General features: G+C 48.8%; 17 protein-coding genes, 2 tRNA genes and 2 pseudogenes. 3 read left to right on the top strand and 18 right to left on the bottom strand.

Annotation, left to right across the window (positions count from 1 at the left end; genetic code table 11):
- Positions 1-23: 23 nt before the first annotated feature.
- The 8 genes from ACES2C_RS12240 to ACES2C_RS12205 form a co-directional block, all read right to left on the bottom strand.
- Positions 24-3137, bottom strand: a complete 3114-nt coding sequence (locus ACES2C_RS12240; protein ID WP_374163389.1) for a malectin domain-containing carbohydrate-binding protein — start codon at positions 3135-3137, stop codon at positions 24-26.
- 8 nt (positions 3138-3145) lie between these two features.
- Positions 3146-3559, bottom strand: a complete 414-nt coding sequence (locus ACES2C_RS12235; protein WP_374163388.1) for a sugar-binding domain-containing protein — start codon at positions 3557-3559, stop codon at positions 3146-3148.
- Positions 3560-3569: 10 nt separating this feature from the next.
- Positions 3570-6380, bottom strand: coding sequence for a glycoside hydrolase N-terminal domain-containing protein (locus tag ACES2C_RS12230; protein WP_374163387.1), 2811 nt, complete (start codon positions 6378-6380; stop codon positions 3570-3572).
- Positions 6381-6440: 60 nt separating this feature from the next.
- Complete coding sequence (locus ACES2C_RS12225) at positions 6441-8033, bottom strand: glycoside hydrolase family 28 protein (RefSeq protein ID WP_374163386.1); 1593 nt, start codon at positions 8031-8033, stop codon at positions 6441-6443.
- A 150-nt stretch (positions 8034-8183) separates the two neighbouring features.
- Positions 8184-9749, bottom strand: coding sequence for a glycosyl hydrolase family 65 protein (locus ACES2C_RS12220; RefSeq protein ID WP_374163385.1), 1566 nt, complete (start codon positions 9747-9749; stop codon positions 8184-8186).
- A 13-nt stretch (positions 9750-9762) separates the two neighbouring features.
- Positions 9763-10368, bottom strand: a complete 606-nt coding sequence (locus ACES2C_RS12215) for a hypothetical protein (protein ID WP_374163384.1) — start codon at positions 10366-10368, stop codon at positions 9763-9765.
- A gap of 26 nt (positions 10369-10394) precedes the next feature.
- Positions 10395-11036 (bottom strand): hypothetical protein, encoded by a 642-nt coding sequence (locus tag ACES2C_RS12210; protein WP_374163383.1) that lies wholly within the window; start codon positions 11034-11036, stop codon positions 10395-10397.
- Positions 11033-12526 carry a hypothetical protein gene (locus ACES2C_RS12205; protein ID WP_374163382.1) on the bottom strand — a complete coding sequence of 498 codons (1494 nt, stop codon included), beginning with the start codon at positions 12524-12526 and terminating at the stop codon, positions 11033-11035. The genes ACES2C_RS12210 and ACES2C_RS12205 overlap by 4 nt, the downstream gene beginning before the upstream one ends.
- Before the next feature lie 288 nt (positions 12527-12814).
- On the opposite strand from ACES2C_RS12205, the gene trxA reads away from it, so the two are divergent.
- Positions 12815-13120: a thioredoxin gene (gene trxA, locus ACES2C_RS12200; protein ID WP_374163381.1), complete on the top strand. Its 306-nt coding sequence runs from the start codon at positions 12815-12817 to the stop codon at positions 13118-13120.
- Between the two features lie 36 nt (positions 13121-13156).
- Positions 13157-13468: a hypothetical protein gene (locus tag ACES2C_RS12195; RefSeq protein WP_374163380.1), complete on the top strand. Its 312-nt coding sequence runs from the start codon at positions 13157-13159 to the stop codon at positions 13466-13468.
- Positions 13469-13713: 245 nt separating this feature from the next.
- Here ACES2C_RS12195 and ACES2C_RS12190 read toward each other — a convergent pair.
- From ACES2C_RS12190 to ACES2C_RS12165, 6 genes and pseudogenes are all read right to left on the bottom strand, one after another.
- Positions 13714-13796 (bottom strand) — tRNA-Leu (locus tag ACES2C_RS12190).
- Between the two features lie 29 nt (positions 13797-13825).
- Positions 13826-13910, bottom strand: a tRNA-Leu gene (locus ACES2C_RS12185).
- A gap of 37 nt (positions 13911-13947) precedes the next feature.
- Positions 13948-14730 (bottom strand): MBL fold metallo-hydrolase, encoded by a 783-nt coding sequence (locus tag ACES2C_RS12180; RefSeq protein WP_374163379.1) that lies wholly within the window; start codon positions 14728-14730, stop codon positions 13948-13950.
- Positions 14727-15002: a hypothetical protein gene (locus ACES2C_RS12175; protein WP_374163378.1), complete on the bottom strand. Its 276-nt coding sequence runs from the start codon at positions 15000-15002 to the stop codon at positions 14727-14729. Before ACES2C_RS12175 ends, ACES2C_RS12180 begins: the two co-directional genes overlap by 4 nt.
- Positions 15003-15007: 5 nt before the next feature.
- On the bottom strand, positions 15008-15613 hold the full coding sequence (locus tag ACES2C_RS12170; RefSeq protein WP_374163377.1) for an outer membrane lipoprotein carrier protein LolA: 606 nt from the start codon (positions 15611-15613) through the stop codon (positions 15008-15010).
- Between the two features lie 154 nt (positions 15614-15767).
- Positions 15768-18400: pseudogene (locus tag ACES2C_RS12165) on the bottom strand (DNA translocase FtsK 4TM domain-containing protein).
- Between the two features lie 43 nt (positions 18401-18443).
- On the opposite strand from ACES2C_RS12165, the gene ACES2C_RS12160 reads away from it, so the two are divergent.
- Positions 18444-18662, top strand: a complete 219-nt coding sequence (locus ACES2C_RS12160; RefSeq protein ID WP_374163376.1) for a hypothetical protein — start codon at positions 18444-18446, stop codon at positions 18660-18662.
- Positions 18663-18670: 8 nt separating this feature from the next.
- Here the strand turns inward: ACES2C_RS12160 and ACES2C_RS12155 are convergent.
- From ACES2C_RS12155 to pyrF, 4 genes and pseudogenes are all read right to left on the bottom strand, one after another.
- Positions 18671-18891, bottom strand: a pseudogene (locus ACES2C_RS12155) (PspC family transcriptional regulator).
- 27 nt (positions 18892-18918) lie between these two features.
- Positions 18919-20169: a DUF2851 family protein gene (locus tag ACES2C_RS12150; RefSeq protein WP_374163375.1), complete on the bottom strand. Its 1251-nt coding sequence runs from the start codon at positions 20167-20169 to the stop codon at positions 18919-18921.
- A 168-nt stretch (positions 20170-20337) separates the two neighbouring features.
- Complete coding sequence (locus ACES2C_RS12145) at positions 20338-21321, bottom strand: hypothetical protein (RefSeq protein ID WP_374163374.1); 984 nt, start codon at positions 21319-21321, stop codon at positions 20338-20340.
- Positions 21322-21749: 428 nt separating this feature from the next.
- Positions 21750-22565, bottom strand: a complete 816-nt coding sequence (gene pyrF, locus ACES2C_RS12140; protein ID WP_374163373.1) for an orotidine-5'-phosphate decarboxylase — start codon at positions 22563-22565, stop codon at positions 21750-21752.
- Positions 22566-22822: the final 257 nt, after the last annotated feature.

Here is a 22822-nt window from a genome sequence, read left to right as displayed (position 1 = left end):
AGCATGTGCGGTTATGTTAACGCTTATTGTACATCGAGGCCCGATACTCCCAGTCCTTCCGCGTCTATCGCCACGAGTTTCACCTTATACGTCCCTGCATTGATCATCGTACCGCTGGAAGTAGCGAAGTAATTCCATTTTCCTGGCTTACTCGGCGCTAGCTCGATTATTTCCTCTTTCATCAGTGTTCCATCCGCTGCGGTCAGCACAAGCTTCGCTTTGTAATTTTTAGCGGAGGTATTGGCATATTTAATGGTGAGCGAATAGGTATCGGCAACTCCTACTGAAATGGCCCATTCAAGGATATCCCCTGAAGCTTTTCGGAAAACAACGGCATCTTTTTCATTAACAGTCGCTTTTTCTATGCCGCCGGTCATAACAGCCAGAGGTGCCTTATATCCTTTTACAGGCTTAAGATCGTAGGCAGGAGCAAGTGTGGTCGCAGGTAGAACCGCAACGGTAAATGGGCCTTCACTGATACTCCCACCGCCGAGCATGACCTGCTCGCCTTTGGCAAAACGCTTCCTGTATACCTTAAACAGCTCACCGGAGTTGACAGAAAGCGTGCTTTTAGTGTCTTCATAGCCGCCCATCCAGGAGTAGACCGCCTTTGATACCGGCAAACCTACAAAAACATCTGCTACGTCTCCGCTAGTGAATGAGGCGCTTCTCGCGCCAGGAGAGCTGCTCGTTTGTATCCACTCTGCACCGTAAAGATTAGAAGGGAGAGTAGCGAAGGCGGTTGGTGCGTCGGTATACAGCTTATCTCCGGTATCAAGCCATGTGCCCGTTTTAAAAGACGCTGACTCCGCTCCTTCTGCCTGAAAGTGTTGAATAAGGGGAAGAGAAGCAGAAGCCGGTTTTGCCTTTAAATTATCTGACGCTATTGCTACGGCAGAGATCAATGCCTGACCTGATGCTACCCTTGGAAAGGATAAGACTAACTGGCCGCCAGTCACCCGAACCTTGACTGTCTTTTTCAATGCGCCGTCATGTCCGGCTTCCTTCCAGATATCAAGATTGCGAATAACGACATTTCCATTAACCGCTACGTCAAACAGACGCCACCCAGAACAGTCCATTCCCCCGCCTGTACCTAACCAGGGCTCCGTAAAGTAAAGCTCCACAGTATATTCTCCATCCGGCACGGGGAAATGATAGGATAGTTTGTCTCTCCCATACCTGAACGTCTGGAAGAGAGGCCAGTCTGCAGTCCCCCGTATGGGGTCATTCGTTCTGCGCTGGCTTGCAAAGAAAGAAGGAATTCCCGGAAAGTCTTCTGTCCACGACTTCGAGCCCCAGGTACCTGGAGACGATTGTCTTCGGTCGGCCATCCAAACATTGCCGTTCGTGTCTTTATAGTCAGGTCCTCCGCAATTCACGCGGTATAGATAGTTCAGCCCCTTCTGAGGAACAGTGACCGGTTTCGCATCAGCATATAAGGCACTGAAATGCGGGGCAGCCGGCAGATGATGCAGCACAATATAGTCCTTTGCCACAGCCTTCCCATCTACATATCCTACAGCATAAAGTACATTATACCGAATGTCAGCCCCATCCCACTGGAAGTGAGTACCAACGCCATTTCTGGTCCTTCGGCCGAGCGACTGGTCATTCACATCGTTGAAAAGCTCTACTTCATCACAGTTGGAGTAGACGGTAATACTGTCTTTCTTTCCTGGCTTTATCCATCTGTCGGGCCAGGTATGCGAAACAATATAAACCATTGGGTCGGTCTTTCCGGGGGCATAGTTTGCCCTGAACATGTAGTACACATCGAGCGGCTCCTCCCAGGGGGTGAGCAGCCCTTTATAGTTTACCGGCCCAACCCTGTCTATTTCGCGAAGCCCCTCGCCTCCCTGCACTCTTCCCGGGTTATCGTGTGAGGTGAATAACCAGAAATAGTGGCCGCTGGTGTTCGCTTTAGCGGCTTCAGCCAGGCGGACCTTCAGTTCCATCAATTGCGTCATCCGGTCTTCACTAAAAGCGCCGCTCTGATTAAAGGGGCCTTCTGTATGGAGATCAAGTGTCCTCCATGCCCCGTATTCACCAATAAGGACCTGGCGTTTTACGTCTTCTGAATAAGTTGCCGGATCTCCGCCATAAGTACCGGTCCAGTTCTGAGGTACGTCCCAGTCAGTCCCCTTCCCCCCGTTACAAGTGGTGATCTTGCGCTGAGAAGACGCGGTGGGATCAAGTTTGCGGATGAGATCTGAACACTCACGGGCAAAATCCTCAGGAAGGGTGCTCTCGTTCTCAAGCCCCCAGAGAATAATAGACGGACTGTTCCTTCTCTCTTTTACCCAATCTGTCAGCAGCTGCTTAAAGTTCTTGCGGAAGTCCGGATTGTCGAACCAGATATGGGCAGCCATTTGGGGCCACCACAGGATACCCATCTTATCCCAGTACTCCTGATAACGCAGATTGTGCGGCTGGTGAGCGTCTCTGAAAGAGTTAAAGCCGGCTGCTTTAATCTGCATCACTCTTGAACGGATCTGTTCCGCCGTAAAGGCATGGCTGTTACCAATCAGATGCTCATACTCCGCTATTCCATTTATAAAGACAGGTTTCCCGTTAAGGTAAAAACGCTTGTCGTTTGAATTTCTTCCCACAGGCCAGCTAATCCATCTGATGCCATAACTGGTGGTCGTTTGGTCCACCAGCTTTCCGTTTTGTCTTACCTCTGAGACTAGTGTATACAGGTAAGGATCTTCTAAGGACCATAGGTGGGGATTGCTGATAACCGGAGTCCTTTGTTTCAGGATGGCTGTTTCACCTGCCTTCAAGGAGCGCCCGGCCTTCAACTCCAGGACTACTTTCCCGTCCCTTGCCAAAAGGCGACTGCTTACGGAAACTGAACTAGCTGCCTTGCTGTAGTTCTTAATCTCCGTCTCTATATTCAGCACAGCTGATTTCTCAGAAACTGTTGTGTCATTCCAGATGTGCACACCGAACGGCTCTATTCTAACGGGGTTAGTGACAATCAGGTGAACAGGCCTGAAGATACCCATCGGCTGAGAGCCTTCCGAGAAACCTCTTTCCTCCGAACATCCTCCGCAGACCCATGGAAGATCTCTGATCTCGGCCGGATGATCCGCCCGCACGGCCAGCAAATTCGGCCTGTCATCTCTAAACAAGGCATCGGTTACATCGAGTGTAAACGAGGTTCTCCCCCTGGATGATAGCCAACTTTCTTTCCGTTTAACCAGACGGTAGCGTAAGAACCTACCCCTTCAAACCAAAGAAAGTACCGTTGGTTCGAAGCCGAAGACCTGAAACGGAACGACTTCCGATACCATGCATAACCGTGTTTATTGCCATGCATCAATCTCCTGTAGCCTCCATACTGATCCCAGTTATGGGGAACGTCTACCCTCTGCCAGCCCCTGTCGTTAAAACCGCCTCTTTCAAAGCCGGAATACTGATTTTTATTGCTGTCAGCCGCTGCCGTACTCCACCCTTCGTTGAGCGATATACTTCTCCTGGTTCCGCTCTGTGAGAAGGCGGAACTAATGATCACATTACTGAAAAGAAAAACTAAAAAAAGACGCTTTATCATTATGATCCGATCACAAACTCTTAAGATCCCCATTTAAAACATACCGGCCGCCTTTAATGGTGCGTAACGATACCTTCTTGTCGCCATAGCGGAGGACACACTCATTTCCAGCTTTCGACAACACTTCAACCCGTTCCAACCTGCCTGCCGACCATGAAAAGCTAAGTTCAAAAGCGCCCCTGGCGCAAAGTCCTCTTACACTCCCCTCTTTCAGCTCGGCAGGTAAAGCCGGAAGCATGTTCAATTCGCCGTTCTGACTTTGTAAGAGCATTTCCGCTATGCCGGCTGCCCCTCCAAAGTTACCATCGATCTGAAATGGAGGATGGGCATCAAAGAGATTCAGATAGGAACCTGCGCCTCCCTTTTCGGCCGGACTCAGCAACATCTTCATCAGATTATAGGCATGATCCCCTTCGAGAAAACGAGCCCAAAGGTTGATCTTCCAGCCAAGGCTCCAGCCCGTTGCCGCATCTCCCCGGTAGATCAGCGACTGCCTGGCTGCCTTCATCAGGTCGGCCGTGTGCTCAAAGTTGATTTCATTCCCCGGATATACCCCCCAAAGATGCGAAACGTGACGGTGCTTATTCGTGGTGTCATCCTTATCCTCCATCCACTCCTGCAGCTGTCCGAATTTTCCGATCTTATTAGGTGCAATCTGCGCGTACTTCTTCCGAAGCGTATCAGCCAGAGCCTGATCCGTCTTTAATATCTCTGCCGCAGCAACGCAATTTTTAAAAAGGTCACGAATGATCTGATGATCCATTGTAGGTCCCGCCACTAATCCTCCCTGCTCAGGCGAATTCGAAGGCGTGCTGATCAGCCAGCCCGTCTTTGGGTCTCTTGTTAAAAATGAATTAAAAAACAGAGCCGACTCCTTCATGGCCGGATAAGCCCGGTCACGTAAAAATGCCTTGTCCTGCGTATACAGGTAGTGTTCCCAGAGATGGTGACACAACCACGCAGCACCGCTAACCCAAATACCGTGATTAGAAGCATTGATGGGAGCCGTCCCCCTCCACACGTCTGTATTATGATGCAAAACCCAGCCCGGCGCGCCGTAATGCATCCTGGCAGTTTGCGAACCGGTTTGGCGCAGCTCATCAATCATATCGAACAAAGGCTCCGCAGTTGACGAAAGGTTGAGCATCTCCGCAGGCCAGTAGTTCATCTCCAGATTGATGTTCGTTGTATACTTGCTTCCCCATGGCGGTGTTAACAGGTCGTTCCAGATTCCCTGCAAATTAGCGGGCCTGGTACCAGGCCTTGAGCTTGAAATGAGCAAGTAGCGGCCGTATTGAACGTAGAGCGCAGCAAAAGCAGGGTCTGCCGCTCTTGCAAACTGTCGCAGCCTTTCGTCCGTAGGAAGCTCTGAACGTGTATCACGGCCGAACGATATAGAAAACTTATTGAAATATTTCTGGTACTCAGCCACATGAGCCGACTTAACGCTTGTATAAGGCTTACTTCCTATGTTCTTCATAGCGCCCGAACTTAGCGCCAGGGGATTTGCTGAAACGTCGTAATAGTTCTTATAGCTGGTCGCTGCCGTCAGGTACAAGGTAACCGCGTCTGCTCCGCTTACGGTGATACCTGAATTTGTCACAGTGACCTTCCCTTTCACAGCGACCGCACGTAAGAGTGCTTCTCCCTTCAAAACCCCGTTTCTTACTTTAACAGAGAGCGCTAAAGTGTGGTCGTCCACTTTGCGAACAGACGAATACTTGTGTACAGACCCCAGCGATGTTGCAAAGCTTACACTGCCGGGCCTATCTGCTTTGATATGCACGACAATTGCCTGATCTGGCTGACTAACAAAGTATTCGCGGGTATACTTAACGCCATTTGAGATATAAGATGTTGTTGAAACAGCTGTACGAAGATCAAGCTCCCTGCGGTAGTCCTTAAACTGAGTATGGCCTTTGAAGTCGAGTTTGAGATCACCGAATGGCTGGTAGTCGGCCTGGTAACGAGATACGGCTGGTGGTTCATCATTCTGGATCAGGTACTTCCATGGCTTGCTCAACGAAATACCTTCAGCTCCGGTTTGTCCTTCGGGATAAACAAGCAGCTTCCTGCTTACATCTTTATACCCAACAAAGCCACCCTTATCATAAAAGTTCAATACCTGTACGGCCAGGTAGTTCCTGCCGGGCTTCACCTCAGAAGCCTTTATTGTATATTTCCTGCCTTCGCCAGGATCGCCCATGCTGCCGATCAGCTTGCCGTTCAGATAGGTAAAATCCTGATCTCTGATCTTACCAAGGTCAATGATCAGGTCCTTTCCTGCCCATGCTGCCGGCAGATCAAAAGTGGTTCTCAACCAGACAGCGCCGTCAAGCCCCTGCCAGCCGGCAGCCTCCCATCCTTCCGGAGTAGGAACAGGCATTTCCTTCCAGCTCCGGTCATCGCAGGTAACAGCAGAAGGATCTGCCGTCAAGCCCTTTAAACCGCGCATTTCCTTTACCCATACATCACGCTTTCCCTCTCCCGACATGACACCCATAAATTTTTCCGCAGCCAGGGCCTCCGCCTCTTTCTGCTTCCCCTCGAACAGCAGCTGACGTATCTTCGGTAAATAAGCCGCCGCTCCCTCCCGGCTGTGGTTCCTCGGTTCTCCGGTCCAAAGGGTCTCTTCGTTGAACTGCAGATGATCCTGCCCTGGATCGCCAAATACCATCGCGCCAAGGCGACCGTTGCCGATAGGCAGCGCCTCTGTCCATTTCACAGCAGGATTTTTGTACCACAGCTTTAAAGCTGGCTCTTGTGCCTGAGCAGATACAGAAGCTGCCAGGAGAATGAAAAAACTTAGTTTTAGTCTCACGTCTTTTTAGGGTTAAATTGCGGCTCCCTGAGCCTTATCACACCTGATCCGGCCTCTAACTTATTCAGCGCTGATCTTCTCTTTAACAGAAGGGTCCTGCACTACGGGCGTCTTCACGTTCTTCAGATTATTTCCTTTCAACACGATACTGCGCGACGAAGGCCCGCTAACTTTGAGGAAAACATCAGTTCCCTTCACCGGGAAGGAATTATAAAGAAAGGCATCTTCCGTGTTTGTCAGCTCAACAAGCGGTACTCCGGGAAGCGGTGTGAAGGACTTAATGCCGTCGGCAACAAGTGTCTTCACGTTCTCAGACTGAAGCATGGAGCCTCTTTTCGTGTTAACATGAACATTGTGCAGCTCGATGTTGGTGGCATTTTTAATCACAAAACCACTTTCCGCCTCCATATTGATATCGTTAAAAGAGATATTATCAACCGGCATTTCCTCCAGCCCGTTGATATAGCAAGCCTGCTTTACTCCTGAGGCTGTTATGTTGCTAAGGTGAATATTCCTGAATGCGGGCGTCCGTTCCGTGACCGGCTCAACCGCAGTCTTGGCGTACTGCATGTCCAGCACGATCGCTTGCTCCTGAATATTCTTCATGATGATATTATCAACCCGGATCTCTTCCACTACTCCGCCCCTGCCTCTTGCAGTTTTAATGCGGATTCCCCTGTCTGTGCCGTCGAACACGCAACTCGAGATCGTGATCTTCTTCACGTCACCCGACATTTCACTGCCAATTACCACACCGCCATGTCCCGACAACATTGTACAATTCGTAATCGTATAGTTTTCGGCAGGCATTGCCATCGCTCTTCCAGGCTTGTCCTTTCCTGATTTGATGGTAATGCAATCGTCTCCAACACTGATATGGCAGTTCGAGATGTGAACGTACTTACATGATTCTGGATTGATACCGTCGGTGTTCGGAGAATGGGGATTGTTGATAGTTACCCCGGTTACCGTAACATTCTCGCAAAACTCAGGATTAACTGTCCAGAAGGGAGAGTTCCTTATTGTAATTCCTTCAATCAAAACATTCTTGCAAAACATTGGCTGGATGAAAGGAGGCCGTAAGAATCCCCTTTTCATTTGCCTGGGCTCATCGGGCAGCAGGATGTCCTTGTTGAGGCTGTCGAACATATACTGCCACTTCGATCTGGGCTGTCCTTCCTTATAACCTTCAACGAAGTCCCACCATTTCTTTCCATGACCATCAATCAGCCCTCTCCCCTTAATGGTGATGTTTTCTGCTTTATAGGCATAAAACAGCGGCGAAAAGCTTGTTACATCAACGCCTTCATACCGACTTTTCACCATTGGCAGGTAGTGATCGAAATTGTCGCTAAAATGAAGTTCTGCCCCCGCGTCTATCAGGATCGTAATGTTACTTTTCAGATGAATAGGCCCCGTGAGATACTTCCCTGCCGGGAAATAAACCGTTCCGCCACCTGCTTTCGCTGCCGCCTCGATGGCCTTTCTGATCGACCCGGTGGCCAGTGCCGTACTGTCATTCTTCGCACCGTACTTTAACACATTGTAATAAGGCTGAGCCGAAACTGCAGCCGTAAAAGCGAGGAAAGTCAATCCGAGGATTAACCGCGGAATATTCAGCATCACCTTGTTATATGTCTTTTTAAAATTCATACTTTTCATGTAAGTTATCTATTTTAACAGGCCTGAAGCAATTGCCGTTTCCATTCGTTATAGGATACCCTTCCGTGCAGCCTGCAGGTCCTTAATTATCCGGATGGCTGAAGGCCAGGACACGTCCCTGGCAGTTTCAGCTCCCGAAAACTACAGCTTTGCAGTAACAGGTTTCAGCTTCGGTGAAACAAGCAGTTGCTTGCCATTAGCAAAGACTCTGAAGCCGGCTCCTTTACCATACTTCCTGCCGTCCTTATCCCACAGGATCGTAATGGTCTTTCCATGGTAAGACACGTTATCAAGGCAAAACCAGTTCCATTGGCCTTCAGGAATCAAGGGGCGGATCTCTAATACATTGTCTTCCCTCGGCTTCAGGCCAACAAGGTCGCTTATCACGAGATCGCAAAAACCGGAATGATTGTAGAAGCGACTGCGCGGGTCATCTCCCTTCAGCCAGTCCCCTGTCTTTTCATCCTGATACTCACCAATATAAGCTCTGCCCTTCATAACATGAGACATCGCATACTTATGCATTTCCTTGTAGAAAACGCCCGCGTTCATACTGCCTTTATTCCGGTAATTATTGAGCAGATTAGACAATCCTTTCAGTGATTGTGTAGTGGCGAAAGGCCAGATGGCCCCATCCCATTCACAGCCGTGACCAGAACCGCGGGTACGGAACGTAGGTTCTCTCCGTTCTGCGGTTGTTAATCCCCAGGGGGCATTAAAGCCGGCTGTGTCTGTCAGCTGATCCCAGGCCCTTGCATACTTCTTGTTGTCGGCGGGCAGGTCAAAATACCAGGGAATAAAACCAATTGCCTCTCTGGGTGCCAGCCGGCCATCTTCCTTCCTTGTTAAAAAGAAGGCGGCGCTGTCACTCCAAAGGCTGTCAACAACGAGCTTCTTCAGATGAGCGGCCCTAGCAAGATATACTTTTCGCAGGCTGTCGTTATTCGCCAGCGAGGCCATCCGCGACAGAGCAACAGCATTGCCGTACATATAACTATTAATCGTAGGACGCCTGTTCTTCACTTTTCTACCTCCGCTTACCGATTCCTCCATTCCATCTTTCACGTCGAACTGCCAGAACATGCCAGAAGGAAGTTGCTTCTCTGACTCCCATTTTCTATAATCAGTGTCCAGTTCAGGCAGCAGAGCAGTAACAAACTGCTTGTCCTGATTAACGAGATAACGGTTATAAATTGCATTATCTACCCAGCTGCTGAACGCGTGGAATCGGGGGGCAGGGAACCCCTTATCCTTTAGCACCCAGAAATGCACGTACTGATCAAGATACTTCTGATCTTTCAGCCAGCGCCCTTCGTATATATGGTGTCCCAGGGCACAACTGATCCCATTATACTTGCCCGCATGCTTGACCGGAGTAATAAACTCGGTAAAAATAAATCCGGCAGGAGTTTCCTTCAGATGCTTCCGGAAGGTCCACCAGCGATAGTAGTATATTTTCTCTATTGCAGAATCCGGACATTCGAACAGAGGTGCATTTGCAGCGATCCAGCTGGCTGCCTCTGCATTCGGAACGTAGTTCCGTACATCCTCGCTGTCAAGCGAATTAAAGTACCGTGTGTAGTTGTCGAGTGCTGTTGTTCCTAGCACAACGCCTTTCTTCTGCGCCTGTGTGCTGAGCCCCGTTGCAACCAGAGCTGCAAGCCCCAGAACCTTGCATGTCTTCCTGATATTGAAAATAGTGTTCATCTCTTCTAAGTGCTTATTCAAATAACCAGTCTATGTCCCTTTTTGCCTCAGGCAATCCAACACCAGCATCGTAGAGCCGCATAGGTTCTTCCTCATTGATAAATCCGAGTATCAGGCACGCTCCTTTTGCCAGCGTGAGCGTATGGGTCCCGGCATTAAATGAATAGCTGTGAATATTTACCGGAGGCATCCCCCCGATCGCCAGGGCATTGGCTATTTTAATTTCTGACTGTCCGAAGTCGTTAGCGCTCGCGTCGTGCTCAAGGTCGGGAGCACCCAGAAAGCCAGCTGCTTTCGTATTAAAAAATCCCACAAGGACCTTAACCGGCTTGTTTGCGCTGAAACGCAAAGACGTCCCCTTTAATCTTTGCTGCTGCATGTCCAGCCTCACACCTTTTAGCCCCACCAGCTCCTTAGCCCATGCTGTTATTGCTGCTGTGGTATCATTGAATACCTGAGCGCCCCTTTGCACTGTAAAGTCGGACTTAACATCTTTTAGCTTTACTTCAGCGTTAGTGAAGGGCTTGAATACCTTTCCCTGTGCGCTGCTTTTGTCATTTTTCAGCGAGTCAATGCTTCTCTTAAAGTGAGCAAGCTCCTGTTCAAACCGCGGCAGCACCTCAACCCAGGTCTTATAAGTTGCATCTACCCCCTCACCGGAATTTTCCGCTGCATGGTCTGCATACTGTTGGCATAAAGGTAGGTTCCCCTCGTTAACTCTGCCAGCTTGCGATAGTGCTCCACACTTCTTTCAAGGTAAGGCAGTGCTTTCTCCAGGTCGCTGATATCGCTTGAATACTTATAACGGAGCACGAGAAGGGCAGCGCGCACTTTCTCTGCGTAAAAATCTGCCAGCTCCTGATAACAGTGTACATCATTCCGGAGGCGCTCAAACTCGGCCTTGTCTTTTGACACAGACGAAGCCGCCTTTTCTATCGCTTCCACTGCCTTCCGGCCATGCGCAGTTACCTCATCCGCTATCTGCACGGGCGTCTCACCTATATGCGGCTGCTTCTTCCACTCCTTCTCCGCGTATTCGATAATCATTTCACCTTCCGGCGCTTCCGACTCATACATAAGCGTGAAAAGATTGTATCGGAATGGGTTGATAAGCTGTGTCATAAACATTCCTAAAGTAAGGGTCTGGCGGTTCCCATCAGTAATACCATAGCGCCTGAGCAGTTTAGGCGCTATTTCGCCGGTTTCTTCGTATGCATCTAATATATCCTTTCCGGCAGGAGACGTCGCTCCGAACTTATTTGCGAGCAAGCCTGACCAATAATTCACTTCCTCCGCTCTGTCTCTCCTGCAATTCCAGGCGTAACGTGCCCATGCTTTATACCAGATCCAGTCGCGGTCCAGCTGAAGAAGCCGCCCGTCTGCCTTATCTGCCGTGTAAGGCCAATCCCAGTAAGAAGCCTGAGGGTAGAGATGTAATCCATTTGCCTCATAAACATTGTGCATCGCCTGCACGCACTTCTGGATAAAATCAGCCGATCCGTAACGGAACGGCTCAAGATTAGCCAGGATATGCACATTTTCAACGTGTACCGTCCCAATCCGGCTAAGACTTCTGTGAAGCTCAGCCCACTTTCCGCGGGGGTATAAGTTGTAAGCGCCTCGCCGTTGTACTTGGCCATTGTGTACAGGTTCTTATAAAGAGGCAGAGCTGCTTTCATGACTGCCGGTGCATCCGTGTCGTGTGCCCTTAACACAATAGGAGGTTCCTTCTTTATTCCCAGCGCCTTCATTCCGTCCTGCACACCAGGGATGATCGTCTTTGTGAACCAGTCGACATCGTCCTGCCCCACGCCTTCCATTGCTTCCCCGAGAGTGATCAGAAGGCCTACGTTTGGATATTTCTGAACAAACGCGGCAATAGACTTCCGGGTGTAGTCTGCAATGACCGGCACAATCAGGCGGTTCCTGTCCTGCGTCTTCATATGATGCTTCTCGGCAAAAGGCTTCGAAACAATAATATTATAAAACATTTGTATCACCCATATGCCCCGTTTATCCGCTTCTTCTGTAAGAAAACGGAACATTTCTTCATTCTTTTTGAAAGTGGCATCGTCAACTTCTACCGCATAAGGATAATCCTTAAGCTTAACAAGTGAAGCAAAAGGGTGGCCGTTCCAGAGATAAAGTGAATTGTAGCGGTTCTCCACCATCATATCAAGATACTTGATCCAGAGCGCCTTATCGTAAAACCAGGGAAATGATTCAGGCGTGTAGGGATACTCATAAACTCCTCGCCCCGGCAGCAGCTCAGGCTTCTGTACACCTACGCAGGTGCCACGAAGCACCATTTCCGGCTTATCACTAAACGACAAATCCCGGGGCAGGCTGCCGCTGGCCTTTACCCTGTCGGCCAGCTCAAGACAGCCATAAAGCGCACCCGATGCGTCGTTTCCTCCCACGATGATCTTAGTACCTTTAGATTGAATTGTAAATCCTTCTTTTTGAGTGCCGCTGACTGAATTTAAACCAAGGGAACGCGACCCGTTCTGCACAAGCCTGCTGTCATTTAAACCTACCACAACAACCTGCTCCCCTTTTGGAAGAACATCCTGGCGAGCAACTCTTACATTAAAGCCGGCGCTCCTCAGGGCAGCCGACAGCTTGTCTATTCCGTATAGGATTCTGGGGTTAGAAGAAACAGGGCTTGCTATGATAACGGTTCCCCGGGCAGTGCGTATTTCGGTCCCCTTTGAAGTGTTAAAAATTGAGGTGGCAAGACATATCAGCCCAAATATGAAAACGCGGAAACGGGTCATTCGCTACTTTCGTTTATAGTGTGTGTTAATAATGGTTATACTATCCGGCCAGCAGAATAGTAATTTTCAAAAGTATACCATGACAGGGCGTCTTTACTATAATATTTTCTCAAGGTATTATACGATATTATCGCGCCGTGTAAAAACTTGGCGAGGAAGAGAAAACCAGTCTTTACTCCAGTTGTTCAATAGGTAGATACGGGAAGAGCGGAATTCCGGAAGGTAACGAAAGGACCAAGCAGCTCCTTACAGATTTCAACACAATGTTCTTACTAAAGCAAACTGATTATGAACGCGAAACCGAGCTTTATGGAAATTATAAGCGCTGAGAAACCGACACTGGTTGATTTTTCAGCCGAATGGTGCGGCCCCTGCAAAGCAATGGCTCCCATCCTTTCTCAGCTAAAGGAAGAGATGGGCGACCGGCTTACTATTTTGAAGATCGATGTTGACAAAAATCCCTCGGCAGCCAACGCGCACGATATTCAGGGCGTGCCTACCTTGATCCTGTTCAGGCAAGGAGAAGTCAAATGGCGTCAGTCGGGCGTACTCGGAATTTCCCAGCTCAGAGAAGCCATTAATATGTATTCCTGAAAACATTTTTCCGACTACAATTATTATCTTGTTAGCATGGATCAATCTGTTTTCCTTTTGGTACAAGACTCACATAATGCCTGTAAAGAAGTGATCAGGCATAGGGATGGAGATTTACGTATCCGCGTATTTTGCCTTGGCAGGGATGAGTTTGAACCAGATCCGGACGAACTGCAGTTTTACGGAGACGACAACGGCGACCTGCTCGCATTTGAAACCTCGGGATACGACGGGTCAGATCCTCTGCTGGTGATAGAAGCGATCCGCTGGTACGCGGATTATATCGACAATCCCAAGATGGAGATCCTGGCTGAAGATCCGCGTATTTCAGACACAGACACCTACTAACAGCGCAACACCGACATCCGGAAAAGACAACCAACACTTCAAAAGGATGAACGAAGAGTCGGGGTGGAAAACTGCATTATTAAAATTCTAACTTACAAGACGGGCATCGGTTAAAGCCTGTCTCTTTCAACAAGCGCCAGTAAAAGAATCGCACCGGCTACTTCAGCCTGACCGCCAGAGAGACGGAACAGCCGGAGACAAAAAAAGCCCCTTTGATCAAGGAGCTTTTAAACGAGGTCTTTCTGTGCCTGGGACGAGATTCGAACTCGTACACCCGTAAGGCGCCACCCCCTCAAGATGGTGCGTCTACCAATTTCGCCACCCAGGCATCTTCTGAAAAGAACTATTCTCTTTATGTGGTGACCGGGGAGAGACTCGAACTCTCAAGGGTGTTCCCAACGGCTTCTGAGACCGCAACGTTTACCAATTTCGCCACCCGGCCATAAAGGACTGCAAATATATAATCTATAATTGAAACTTCAAATCAATTTTACAGAATCTTCAATTTTTAATTTAAGTCCGTCGTACGCCAGTTCAATGCCCTCAGGAAGCTCCCTGCTCACCTCCTCATAAGTACCTAAATTATGGCTGATGTGAGTGAGGTAGGTCTTTTCAGCATGTATCTCCTGCGCAAAAGCAATAGCCTCAGCCAGAGTGAAATGAGAAATATGACTTCCTTTCTGAAGCGCATTAACCACCAGTACTTTCGTCCCCTTCACTTTCTCAGTCTCCTCAGCGCTGATCGTCTTTGCATCTGTGATATAGGTAAAATCTCCGATCCGGAAAGCAGAGACGGGCAGACGATAATGCATCACTTCAACCGGTATTACAGGAATATCTCCGACCTCAAAGACGTCCTTACCTATGTCGTGCAGATTAATCTGAGGGACGCCAGGATATTTCTTTTCAGAAAAAGCATAGTAAAACTCCCTTTTCAAAGCATCCTGAACTCTCGGAACGGCGTATACTTCTATAGGTGTTCCCAGACGATAATTAAAAGCCCGGACATCGTCCAGTCCTGCTATATGATCCTTATGTTCATGCGTAAGCAAGACAGCATCGAGCCGCTTCACTTCCTCGCGCAACATTTGATACCTGAAATCGGGGCCTGTGTCAATTACAATGTTCTTTCCGTCGGCTTCAAGAAGCACAGCCGACCTAAGCCGCTTGTCCATATGGTCTGCCGACCGGCAAACGGGACAATCACATCCAATGACCGGTACACCCTGAGATGTGCCTGTACCTAAAAAAGTAATAATCACAATTGCAGAGCGGTTTGTTTCAGGTTAGATAAAAACTGTCTTTGCTTTTCCTCCAGCAAGGACTCGTCAAGAGGGATTTGCTGCAGCAAGTCAACCAGCGAGTTGATTTTGCTTTCGAGCGTGGAAAACTTGTTCACCACCACGATCCTGCTGCTCTGAAGCAAGCAAGCTGCAGTCTTAAAGTTCCCTTTCTCGTATCTGACCCGGTACCCCTGAGTTTTTAAAACAGATTCGATCTTTTCTAGCGTATACTGGTTATATGAAAGCGGCATGAGAACTATCTTAAATCTACGACTTCAACTCCCGGATGTTTGGCTGCATCAAACGTAAAAAAAGAAGCAGGGACTTTAGGATTAGGCGTAAACGAAGTAATGGTATATGTATAACGACTTCCGTTTTTGTCAAATATCAGCGCCCGCTTAATCAATTTCGTTTGCCGGTCAATCGTTAAGCGAACTTTGAAAAACGACTGCTTCGGATCAGTTGGCGTGAGGTCGACCACATGATAAAGCTTCCCTCCCTCTTTGACATCCCCTGTGTAAAGGTATTTAAAGCCTTTCTCGTAGATGGTGAAGATCTTTGCCGGATTCATCGATTTGCTGCTAACATCTACGTCGTTCAGCTGTACCTCCTTGTCAGCTTTTAAATAAGTCCACTGATTCTTACCGTCACTGATCATATCTTGGTCCTTCATGGATATATAATACTTGTTGGTCTTCGGCTGAGTATAGAGCACGCCGGTCACGGTTTGCTTAATATTAGCCTGGGGATTATCGATATAATAAGAAAAGGAGGTCTTTAAGGTGGTGTAAGCTCCATATTTTTTACTAACTGCGGCTAAAATAGATTTGCCTTTCTGATCCGTCTGAGCTAAGACTGACACCAGGCAGGCCATTACAAAAAAAGCACTAAAAAAATTCTCTTCATCGGCATTTCATATCTGGTAAAAAGATCGCTTTTGCGACCTGCCGGCCGCAAAACCACGGCAGGCTCCTATTGTAGACTGCAACAGTTATAATTAGTTTAATGTTGCAGGTTTATTCTTTATCAAGGTTATCAAGGAACTGTTCCAAAGCATAATCGTCCGGCAAGAGCACCTCTCTCGCTTTACTTCCCTCAAACGGCCCTACCACTCCTGCAGCTTCAAGCTGGTCAATGATTCTTCCTGCCCTGTTATAACCCAGCTTTAACTTCCGTTGGATCAGTGAGGTCGATCCCTGCTGATGCATCACAATTAACCGTGCAGCTTCCTCAAACAATGGATCCCGATCGTTCGGGTCGAAATCTTTCACACTGCCTCCTTCACCATTTTCATCTACGTATTCCGGCAGGAGCCAGGCTGAGGAATATCCTCTCTGCTGGCCGATAAAATCAGAAATCTTTTCAACCTCCGGGGTATCAACAAAGGCACATTGCAGACGTATCAGGTCACTGCCGGTCGACAGGAGCATATCTCCGCGGCCGATCAGCTGGTCGGCTCCTCCCGAGTCGAGGATTGTTCTTGAGTCAATCTTGGAAAGCACCCGAAATGCAAGGCGCGCCGGAAAGTTGGCTTTAATAGTACCTGTAATGATATTTACAGAAGGCCTCTGGGTCGCGATCACGAGATGAATACCAACTGCCCGCGCCAGCTGCGCTAAGCGTGCGATCGGCGTTTCCACCTCCTTCCCGGCGGTCATCATCAGGTCGGCAAACTCATCGATCACCAGCACAATGAAGGGCAGAAAACGATGCCCTTCCTCGGGGTTTAACCTTCTGTTGATAAACTTCTGATTATACTCCTTCAAATTCCTTACCTGCGCATTCTTGAGGAGATCATAGCGCTGATCCATTTCAATACACAAGGAATTCAACGTATTAATAACCTTCTTGGTATCGGTGATAATCGCATCTTCTTCTCCCGGAAGCTTGGCAAGAAAATGTCTTTCAATCTTCTTAAAAAGAGTGAGCTCCACCTTCTTGGGGTCCACCAGCACGAACTTCAGCTGGGCCGGATGAAGCTTATATAAGAGAGAGACCAGAATGGCGTTGATCCCCACCGACTTTCCCTGCCCGGTAGCACCGGCAACTAACAAGTGCGGCATCTTCGCCAGGTCGGCAATATAGACTTCGTTCGAGATCGTCTTACCCAGAGCGATCGGCAGATCCATATTTGTATTCTGAAACTTCTCTGTGGCCATTACAGAGCGCATCGCCACCATCTCCGGCTGCTGATTTGGCACCTCAATACCGATGGTTCCCTTTCCGGGCATAGGTGCAATTATACGAATACCCAGGGCTGCCAGACTCAAAGCAATGTCGTCCTCCAGATTTTTTATTTTGGATATCCTGACGCCAGGCGCAGGGATGATCTCATAAAGCGTCACTGTCGGCCCTATTGTCGCCTTGATCTTATCAATTTCAATGTTGTAGTTATTGAGCGTCTCAACGATCTTGTTCTTGTTCGCCTCCAGCTCCTCCGCACTCACGGAGATCTTGCTCGACCGGTGATTATCCAGCAAGTCGAGGTGAGGATACATATACGAAGAGAGGTCAAGTTTCGGGTCGTATTGTCCGAATTGCTCAACCAGGTCCTGCGCCGTCTTCTCTTCAGGAGTTTTTTCTATGGTCAGCTCCGGCTCCGGCTTGCTTACTTCGCTAAGCGGAACCTCAGGCTTCAGCGTCTCTGCCTTAAATTCAGGCGCCGGAGGAGCGATCACGGGCCTGGGAATATTAAAAGCAACTGTAGTTGCTGCAGCAGCCGCTTCCAGAGGAATATGTCGGGGCACTACCGGCTCCTCATCTGTTGATTCTACTTCTACGGGGGGCACCACGCGCTGCTGAACAATAGGTTCAGGCCCCCGCCCTTCTGCAACAGGCTCTTCTGCCCGAAACCGGCTCCGCCTGTTATTCAAAGGAAACTCTACCGGCTCTGATTTTACCTCGTCTTCCAGCTCCACCTCGTCGGGTACCGGAGCCACCGGAAAGTCGATCCTCTTCTTTCGCTCTGGGATCTTAAAGTCAATATTGTAGGCGATGATCAGCGCCGTCAGGGCGGCGAAGGCCAGCAATCCTGCTACGCCCGCATTACCGATCTGCAATTGCAGCAGCCTGTTCGTCCAAAAGCCGAACTCGCCTTCCAGAAAATGGGGATAGTCGGACGTGAAGCTGTGAAAATATCCGAGGGTAACAGAGAGAAAGATCAGGAGAAAAAATGAATAGCTGAATGCTTTGGAAATTGAAACGATCTTAACCTTAAAAAGCAGACGATAGCCTACTATGAACAAAAGGCCAATAAACAGGAAGGAGGCAATCCCAAACCACTCGTATATAAACTGATGGGACAGTAGGGCACCGAATTTGCCCAGCCAGTTCTCCACTACCGGGTTCTGTACACCAGCCTTCACCAGTTCCTCGTTCGTTTTAAACAGATTATCCCAGCCCCCGTTCTGATCTATCACATAGCTCTGATCATCCTCCCAGGTAAACAAATAAGATGTAAAGGCCACCAGGAAGTAAAGCGACAAAACGAGAAAAAAAGGCCTGAAATCTTTACTATTCTTCCATTATTAAAAGTAAACCGCGGTAATATCTCGGCTTTTTCCCTTACCAAACGCCCCCGTCCTGAAGGCTTTGGACTATCCTCATCCCTGAATGTATTCGATCGAAACTGATTTCCTTTTACCGGCATCTCCTAGCGGTTTTGATCCGACAAATATAAGAAAGTTTTTACAGTGACACCTTGGGAAGGCTGCCGACGCCACTTCCTCAAAGTTACGGCTGTCAGACTGATTGAAGGCAGGGATATCTACGTTGACAGCGATCCAACTGACTCAGCCGCTCTGCTCGTCAACGAAGCAACAGTGAAAGCGATGAACATGAAAGAACCGGTCGGGGTACAGGCTGTCAGGGCATCACTTTCAAAGCCCGTTGATTCCATTCGGGTCGATTAGGCTACATCTCAGAAATCCCAGATCCTCGTCCTGATCCGCTTCATATAATTACGCGTGCCCAGGATAAAGGCGGCGAGAAAATAGAAGATCAGAGGAAAGCCAACGGCAAGAAAAGATGAATAAATAAAAAAAGCCTGATCTTCGAAATCGACATATCGAATTTTTCTCCGAGGTAGGTAGAAACCCCAAAGGAATACTTCTCAAAAAAGGTCAAAATCCGCTGTATCATATCACTCAAAATTAACAATCTTTGATCCTACAGTACAAAGCAAACAATTTTTTTATCACACCACGACTTTTTTAATTGAAGCAATGCTTGAGAATCGGCCGCGCTCTTCGGTGATACTCCTATTGCCTTAAACCGTCTCACTACCTGATTTGTTTCCGGAGAAATACTTTCGAGCAGGCCAATAGCACTGTCTTCCAGCTCCGTACGTCCTGCATGCCTGCCATATGCGAACAGCATCGTCACGACCGCATTCAACAGAATACCATTTACAGAAGCCTTCCCCGGCTGGCACCCCACTGACACAACAGCTTTCCCGGGCTGGTAGTGTGTCTTCCAGTAAGGATTCACCGGCAATTCAGTAAAGAGTTTCGCTATTGCCCTGTTATCATTCATCTCCAGGACACGAGAAAACAAGTGTTCCGACTTATTGACCAGAGCTGCAAACTGTGCGATGCGAAGCGTAGGAAAGTTCTGAGGTCTTAGCCGAAGAAACTTCCAGACATAGGCCTCGACAGGGTGAAGCCCGTACTTCTTCTGCAGAAAGCGGTATTCCCGTCTCAGGGCAGCGATATAGTCGTCTGCTGCCTGTTGTTCCAGGAAGCCGGCCTGTCCAAAAAGAAGCGCCTCTATTTGCAGCGGGTTATCTTTGTGCCTGGCAAGGATCTTTTGCGGAAGTGACCTCGCCAGTAATTCAAAGGGAAGCGCATTTACTTTAAATCCAAAGCTCCTGGCAAGCATGATATAAAAGGCGTCGTCCCAGCTTCCTTTAAACTCGCCGACAAGCTTCATAATCGCTTCGCTTTTTTCTTCAAGCCTTGCAATGAGCGACCTGGAAAGAGCATTCTGTATATAGACCTCGTCTACCATCCCGATCTGCTTCTCACAGGAGATCCACGAAGCATTTTCAATCAGCGCCAGATACCGGCTTTCGAGACCGGGCTTGATACAGTCTTTTATGGCAAGAGTGGGAGGACAAGTGCGGTCGTTTCGGCGAACCTCCCGGTCGTGTTCATAAACCACATGAAGAATAACATTATTATAGGCCTTGTCGAGGGCATGACGGTGCTTGTCCCAGTCAGATGAAAAGATGTGAATTTCGACGTTTCCAACCCACAGCGTCTCTCCTATCCTGATGCGCGCATTAGTAAAGTCTGGCCCTGCGTCGCCGGTATATGTTCCAGGGGAAAGAATATTAAGGGTCTCGCCATCTATGGTGCTCAAATTCCTTTGAGAAAAAAGACGATATTTCCAGATAAAGTGAAGAAACTCCTCGCTCATCAACGTTTAGGTTTAACAGTTCGTTCGTATAAGTCTCCAGCCCCTCCTTCTTTAAACACATTTAAAAGGGAGAAAGTTATGAAAGAAGCACAGATTTTTCTTCTGGCATTCCCTCATCAGCAGCGCCCGTAAAGCCGCCTGCCGTCTTGGTCGCTCCTGCCCGCTTCGCTAATCCTTAAAAGACGTCCGCTTCCCTTTCAGATCAACCCAGTCATCCTCCTGCGATCGCTGCTCTCCTCCCGAGTCTGTACCGCTCCGGTTCCAGGGCAGCTGCAGCCGTCCCTCACCCATCAGTTTGTCTACCTTCTCACGCATCTTCCGGCCTGGATAGTCACTGAAGAACGACATTAGGACCTGAGGCCCGGCCTCCCGCAGCTTCTCGTAGCGCTGCCTGCCGTAACCCTGCCCGGCCTCATCCCGGGCCGGTATGGCTGCAATGATCTCGCAGGGTGAGAATGTTTTGCTGTTGAGGCTGCCGTAGGTCTTATCGAGCCGGTTATAGCTCAGGTACTCGAGTGAAGCCGCCAGCAGCAGCAGGCAGCCCTGAGGCCACTCGCCCTCAAACAGCAGCTCCTGTGCCGGAAGGGGACTGAGCCGGCTGAGCACCACATCATTCACGTCGACATACTCATAGAACTCCTCCCGGAAGTTGAAGGCCACCAGCACAAAGCGGATGCGGAAGCGGCCCGCTTCATAGAACCGGTCGAGCAGCTCGCTGTCCACCCCCAGGGAGGGAAGCGAGACCTTCACCTGCCCCTGTTCAGTAAGCGAAACCCGGGGTTTCACCTGCAGGGAGGGGAACAGGCCGCTGGCGGCATTGAAGCTGAAGCCCTCCAGGAAGGACAGGTCGCCATCGTGCAGGTCGCGTTCCCCGCGCTCTTTGGAGCTGGCCCGGATGCTCCTGGATACCGCCGACGTGAGGCGGTTGACCATGGCCCCATCGTGCAGGTCGCGGTGTAAGGGGTGAAATGCCTGCCGGATGATGCGGGCAGAGGAACTGGCCAGCCCGAACTCGCAGGCACTGCGAATGCTGGCAGGAGTCTGTTTCTTTCTTTTGGGTTTAATCTGAAGGACGTTCCTTCCCCGGTAGGTGCGGTACACCACCGATCCGGCACTTCCATGAATGCCGCCGTTTTTGTCAATAATTGCCATAATGAACTCGTCAAGTTTAAAGCAGGAGGCCATTATCGAACAACAGAAACTTCGGGATCAGCTCAATCAGATAATAAGGTCGTAAAGGCCTGTCCGCCTGGTTAATTCAATATAAAGATGAGTATAAAAAATCAAGGAATCAATAGGGCCCTACTCGCTAAGTAGTTACAGCTAAGAATTTATACCCTGTCCAAATAAGCACTCAGAGTCCACGTTTTCAGGCAAAAAGGTGGGATAAAGGTGGCATATCAGTAGCTTTTTAATGGCTATAATCACACCAGGGTCAGGTTTTGGGAGGGACCGCGTTATAGTGCCAATAGAACCCTACAATACCCCCGTCAAAGCATGGACAGTGTGAAGGAATAAAACTGAAATGCGCTGCCGGGAACCAGCAGGCAGATACAGGATTGCTAAAGAAATGCCTGGCCCTACAGCCAGGCCGACATTTCCTTCTGAATTTTCTCAGCTTCAGTTGCCGCAGCACGGGCAAAGTCAGCCCCGCCTGAGGCATAGATAATGCCGCGTGATGAATTAACAAGCAGGCCGCAATCGTTATTCAGGCCATACTTGCAGACGTCCTCAAGGCTTCCTCCCTGTGCCCCTACACCGGGAACAAGCAGGAAGTGGTCAGGCACGTGCTTCCTTATGTCAAGGAATGCTTCTCCCCGTGTTGCTCCTACCACATACATCATATTTTCCGGGCTGCCCCAGCTTTTAGAGGTTTCGAGCACCTGCTCGAAAAGCCTGGCTTCCGGTCCTGCAGGCAGGAACTGAAAGTCTTTGCTGCCTTCATTAGAGGTCAGGGCCAGCAGGATGGTCCATTTATCTTTGTATCCCAGAAAAGGCTTAACCGAGTCGGCTCCCATATATGGAGCAACAGTCACGGCGTCGAAGCCCATTCCCGACGAGTCAGGATTAAAGAAGGCGTTAGCATACATCTCAGAAGTGTTTCCGATGTCGCCCCTTTTTGCGTCGGCTATATTAAAGCAGTCTTTTGGCAAATACTGCCAGGTGCGGATCAGGCTTTTCCAACCATCGAGTCCCCTGCTTTCGTAAAAGGCGGTATTGAGTTTGTAGGAAACACAAAAGTCTTTCGTAGCGTCAATGATCTGCTTGTTGAATTCAAATACAGGATCGTCGGATTCAAGTAAAAATGAGGGAACTTTCTTTATGTCGGTATCCAGTCCTACACAGAGGAAAGACTTCTTAAGTTCTATCTGTTCAATTAGTTGCGCACGCGTCATCTTAAAAACAATACAAGTAAAATCGGGTTTTTGAAGTAATACCAATTGTCTCGCGAGGGATTCGCCGAAAGAAGATCAGTATAGTAAAACTTGCAAATAAATTAAAACAAAACAGGTTAGTGAAATTTTTTTGATTTTTTTTGTATATTTGAAATTATAACGCTACAATTGCAGCGTTATCTCAGAATGTTGTCCTAAACATCACAGGAAAACTCCTTAAGATTTCTTAACATGTGTTTTTTTCTGCTGATTGCGGA

This window comes from Arcticibacter sp. MXS-1, assembly GCF_041902385.1.
GTDB lineage: Bacteria > Bacteroidota > Bacteroidia > Sphingobacteriales > Sphingobacteriaceae > Arcticibacter.
This window is presented reverse-complemented; position numbering and strand designations above follow the sequence as displayed.

Bases quoted from the DNA above. Each gene is read 5' to 3' on its own strand.
- ACES2C_RS12235 (WP_374163388.1), bottom strand. From the start codon at position 3,559: ATGATAAAGCGTCTTTTTTTAGTTTTTCTTTTCAGTAATGTGATCATT.
- ACES2C_RS12225 (WP_374163386.1), bottom strand. From the start codon at position 8,033: ATGAATTTTAAAAAGACATATAACAAGGTGATGCTGAATATTCCGCGG.
- ACES2C_RS12220 (WP_374163385.1), bottom strand. From the start codon at position 9,749: ATGAACACTATTTTCAATATCAGGAAGACATGCAAGGTTCTGGGGCTT.
- ACES2C_RS12205 (WP_374163382.1), bottom strand. From the start codon at position 12,526: ATGACCCGTTTCCGCGTTTTCATATTTGGGCTGATATGTCTTGCCACC.
- trxA (WP_374163381.1), top strand. From the start codon at position 12,815: ATGAACGCGAAACCGAGCTTTATGGAAATTATAAGCGCTGAGAAACCG.
- ACES2C_RS12195 (WP_374163380.1), top strand. From the start codon at position 13,157: ATGGATCAATCTGTTTTCCTTTTGGTACAAGACTCACATAATGCCTGT.
- ACES2C_RS12175 (WP_374163378.1), bottom strand. From the start codon at position 15,002: ATGCCGCTTTCATATAACCAGTATACGCTAGAAAAGATCGAATCTGTT.
- ACES2C_RS12150 (WP_374163375.1), bottom strand. From the start codon at position 20,169: ATGAGCGAGGAGTTTCTTCACTTTATCTGGAAATATCGTCTTTTTTCT.
- ACES2C_RS12145 (WP_374163374.1), bottom strand. From the start codon at position 21,321: ATGGCAATTATTGACAAAAACGGCGGCATTCATGGAAGTGCCGGATCG.
- pyrF (WP_374163373.1), bottom strand. From the start codon at position 22,565: ATGACGCGTGCGCAACTAATTGAACAGATAGAACTTAAGAAGTCTTTC.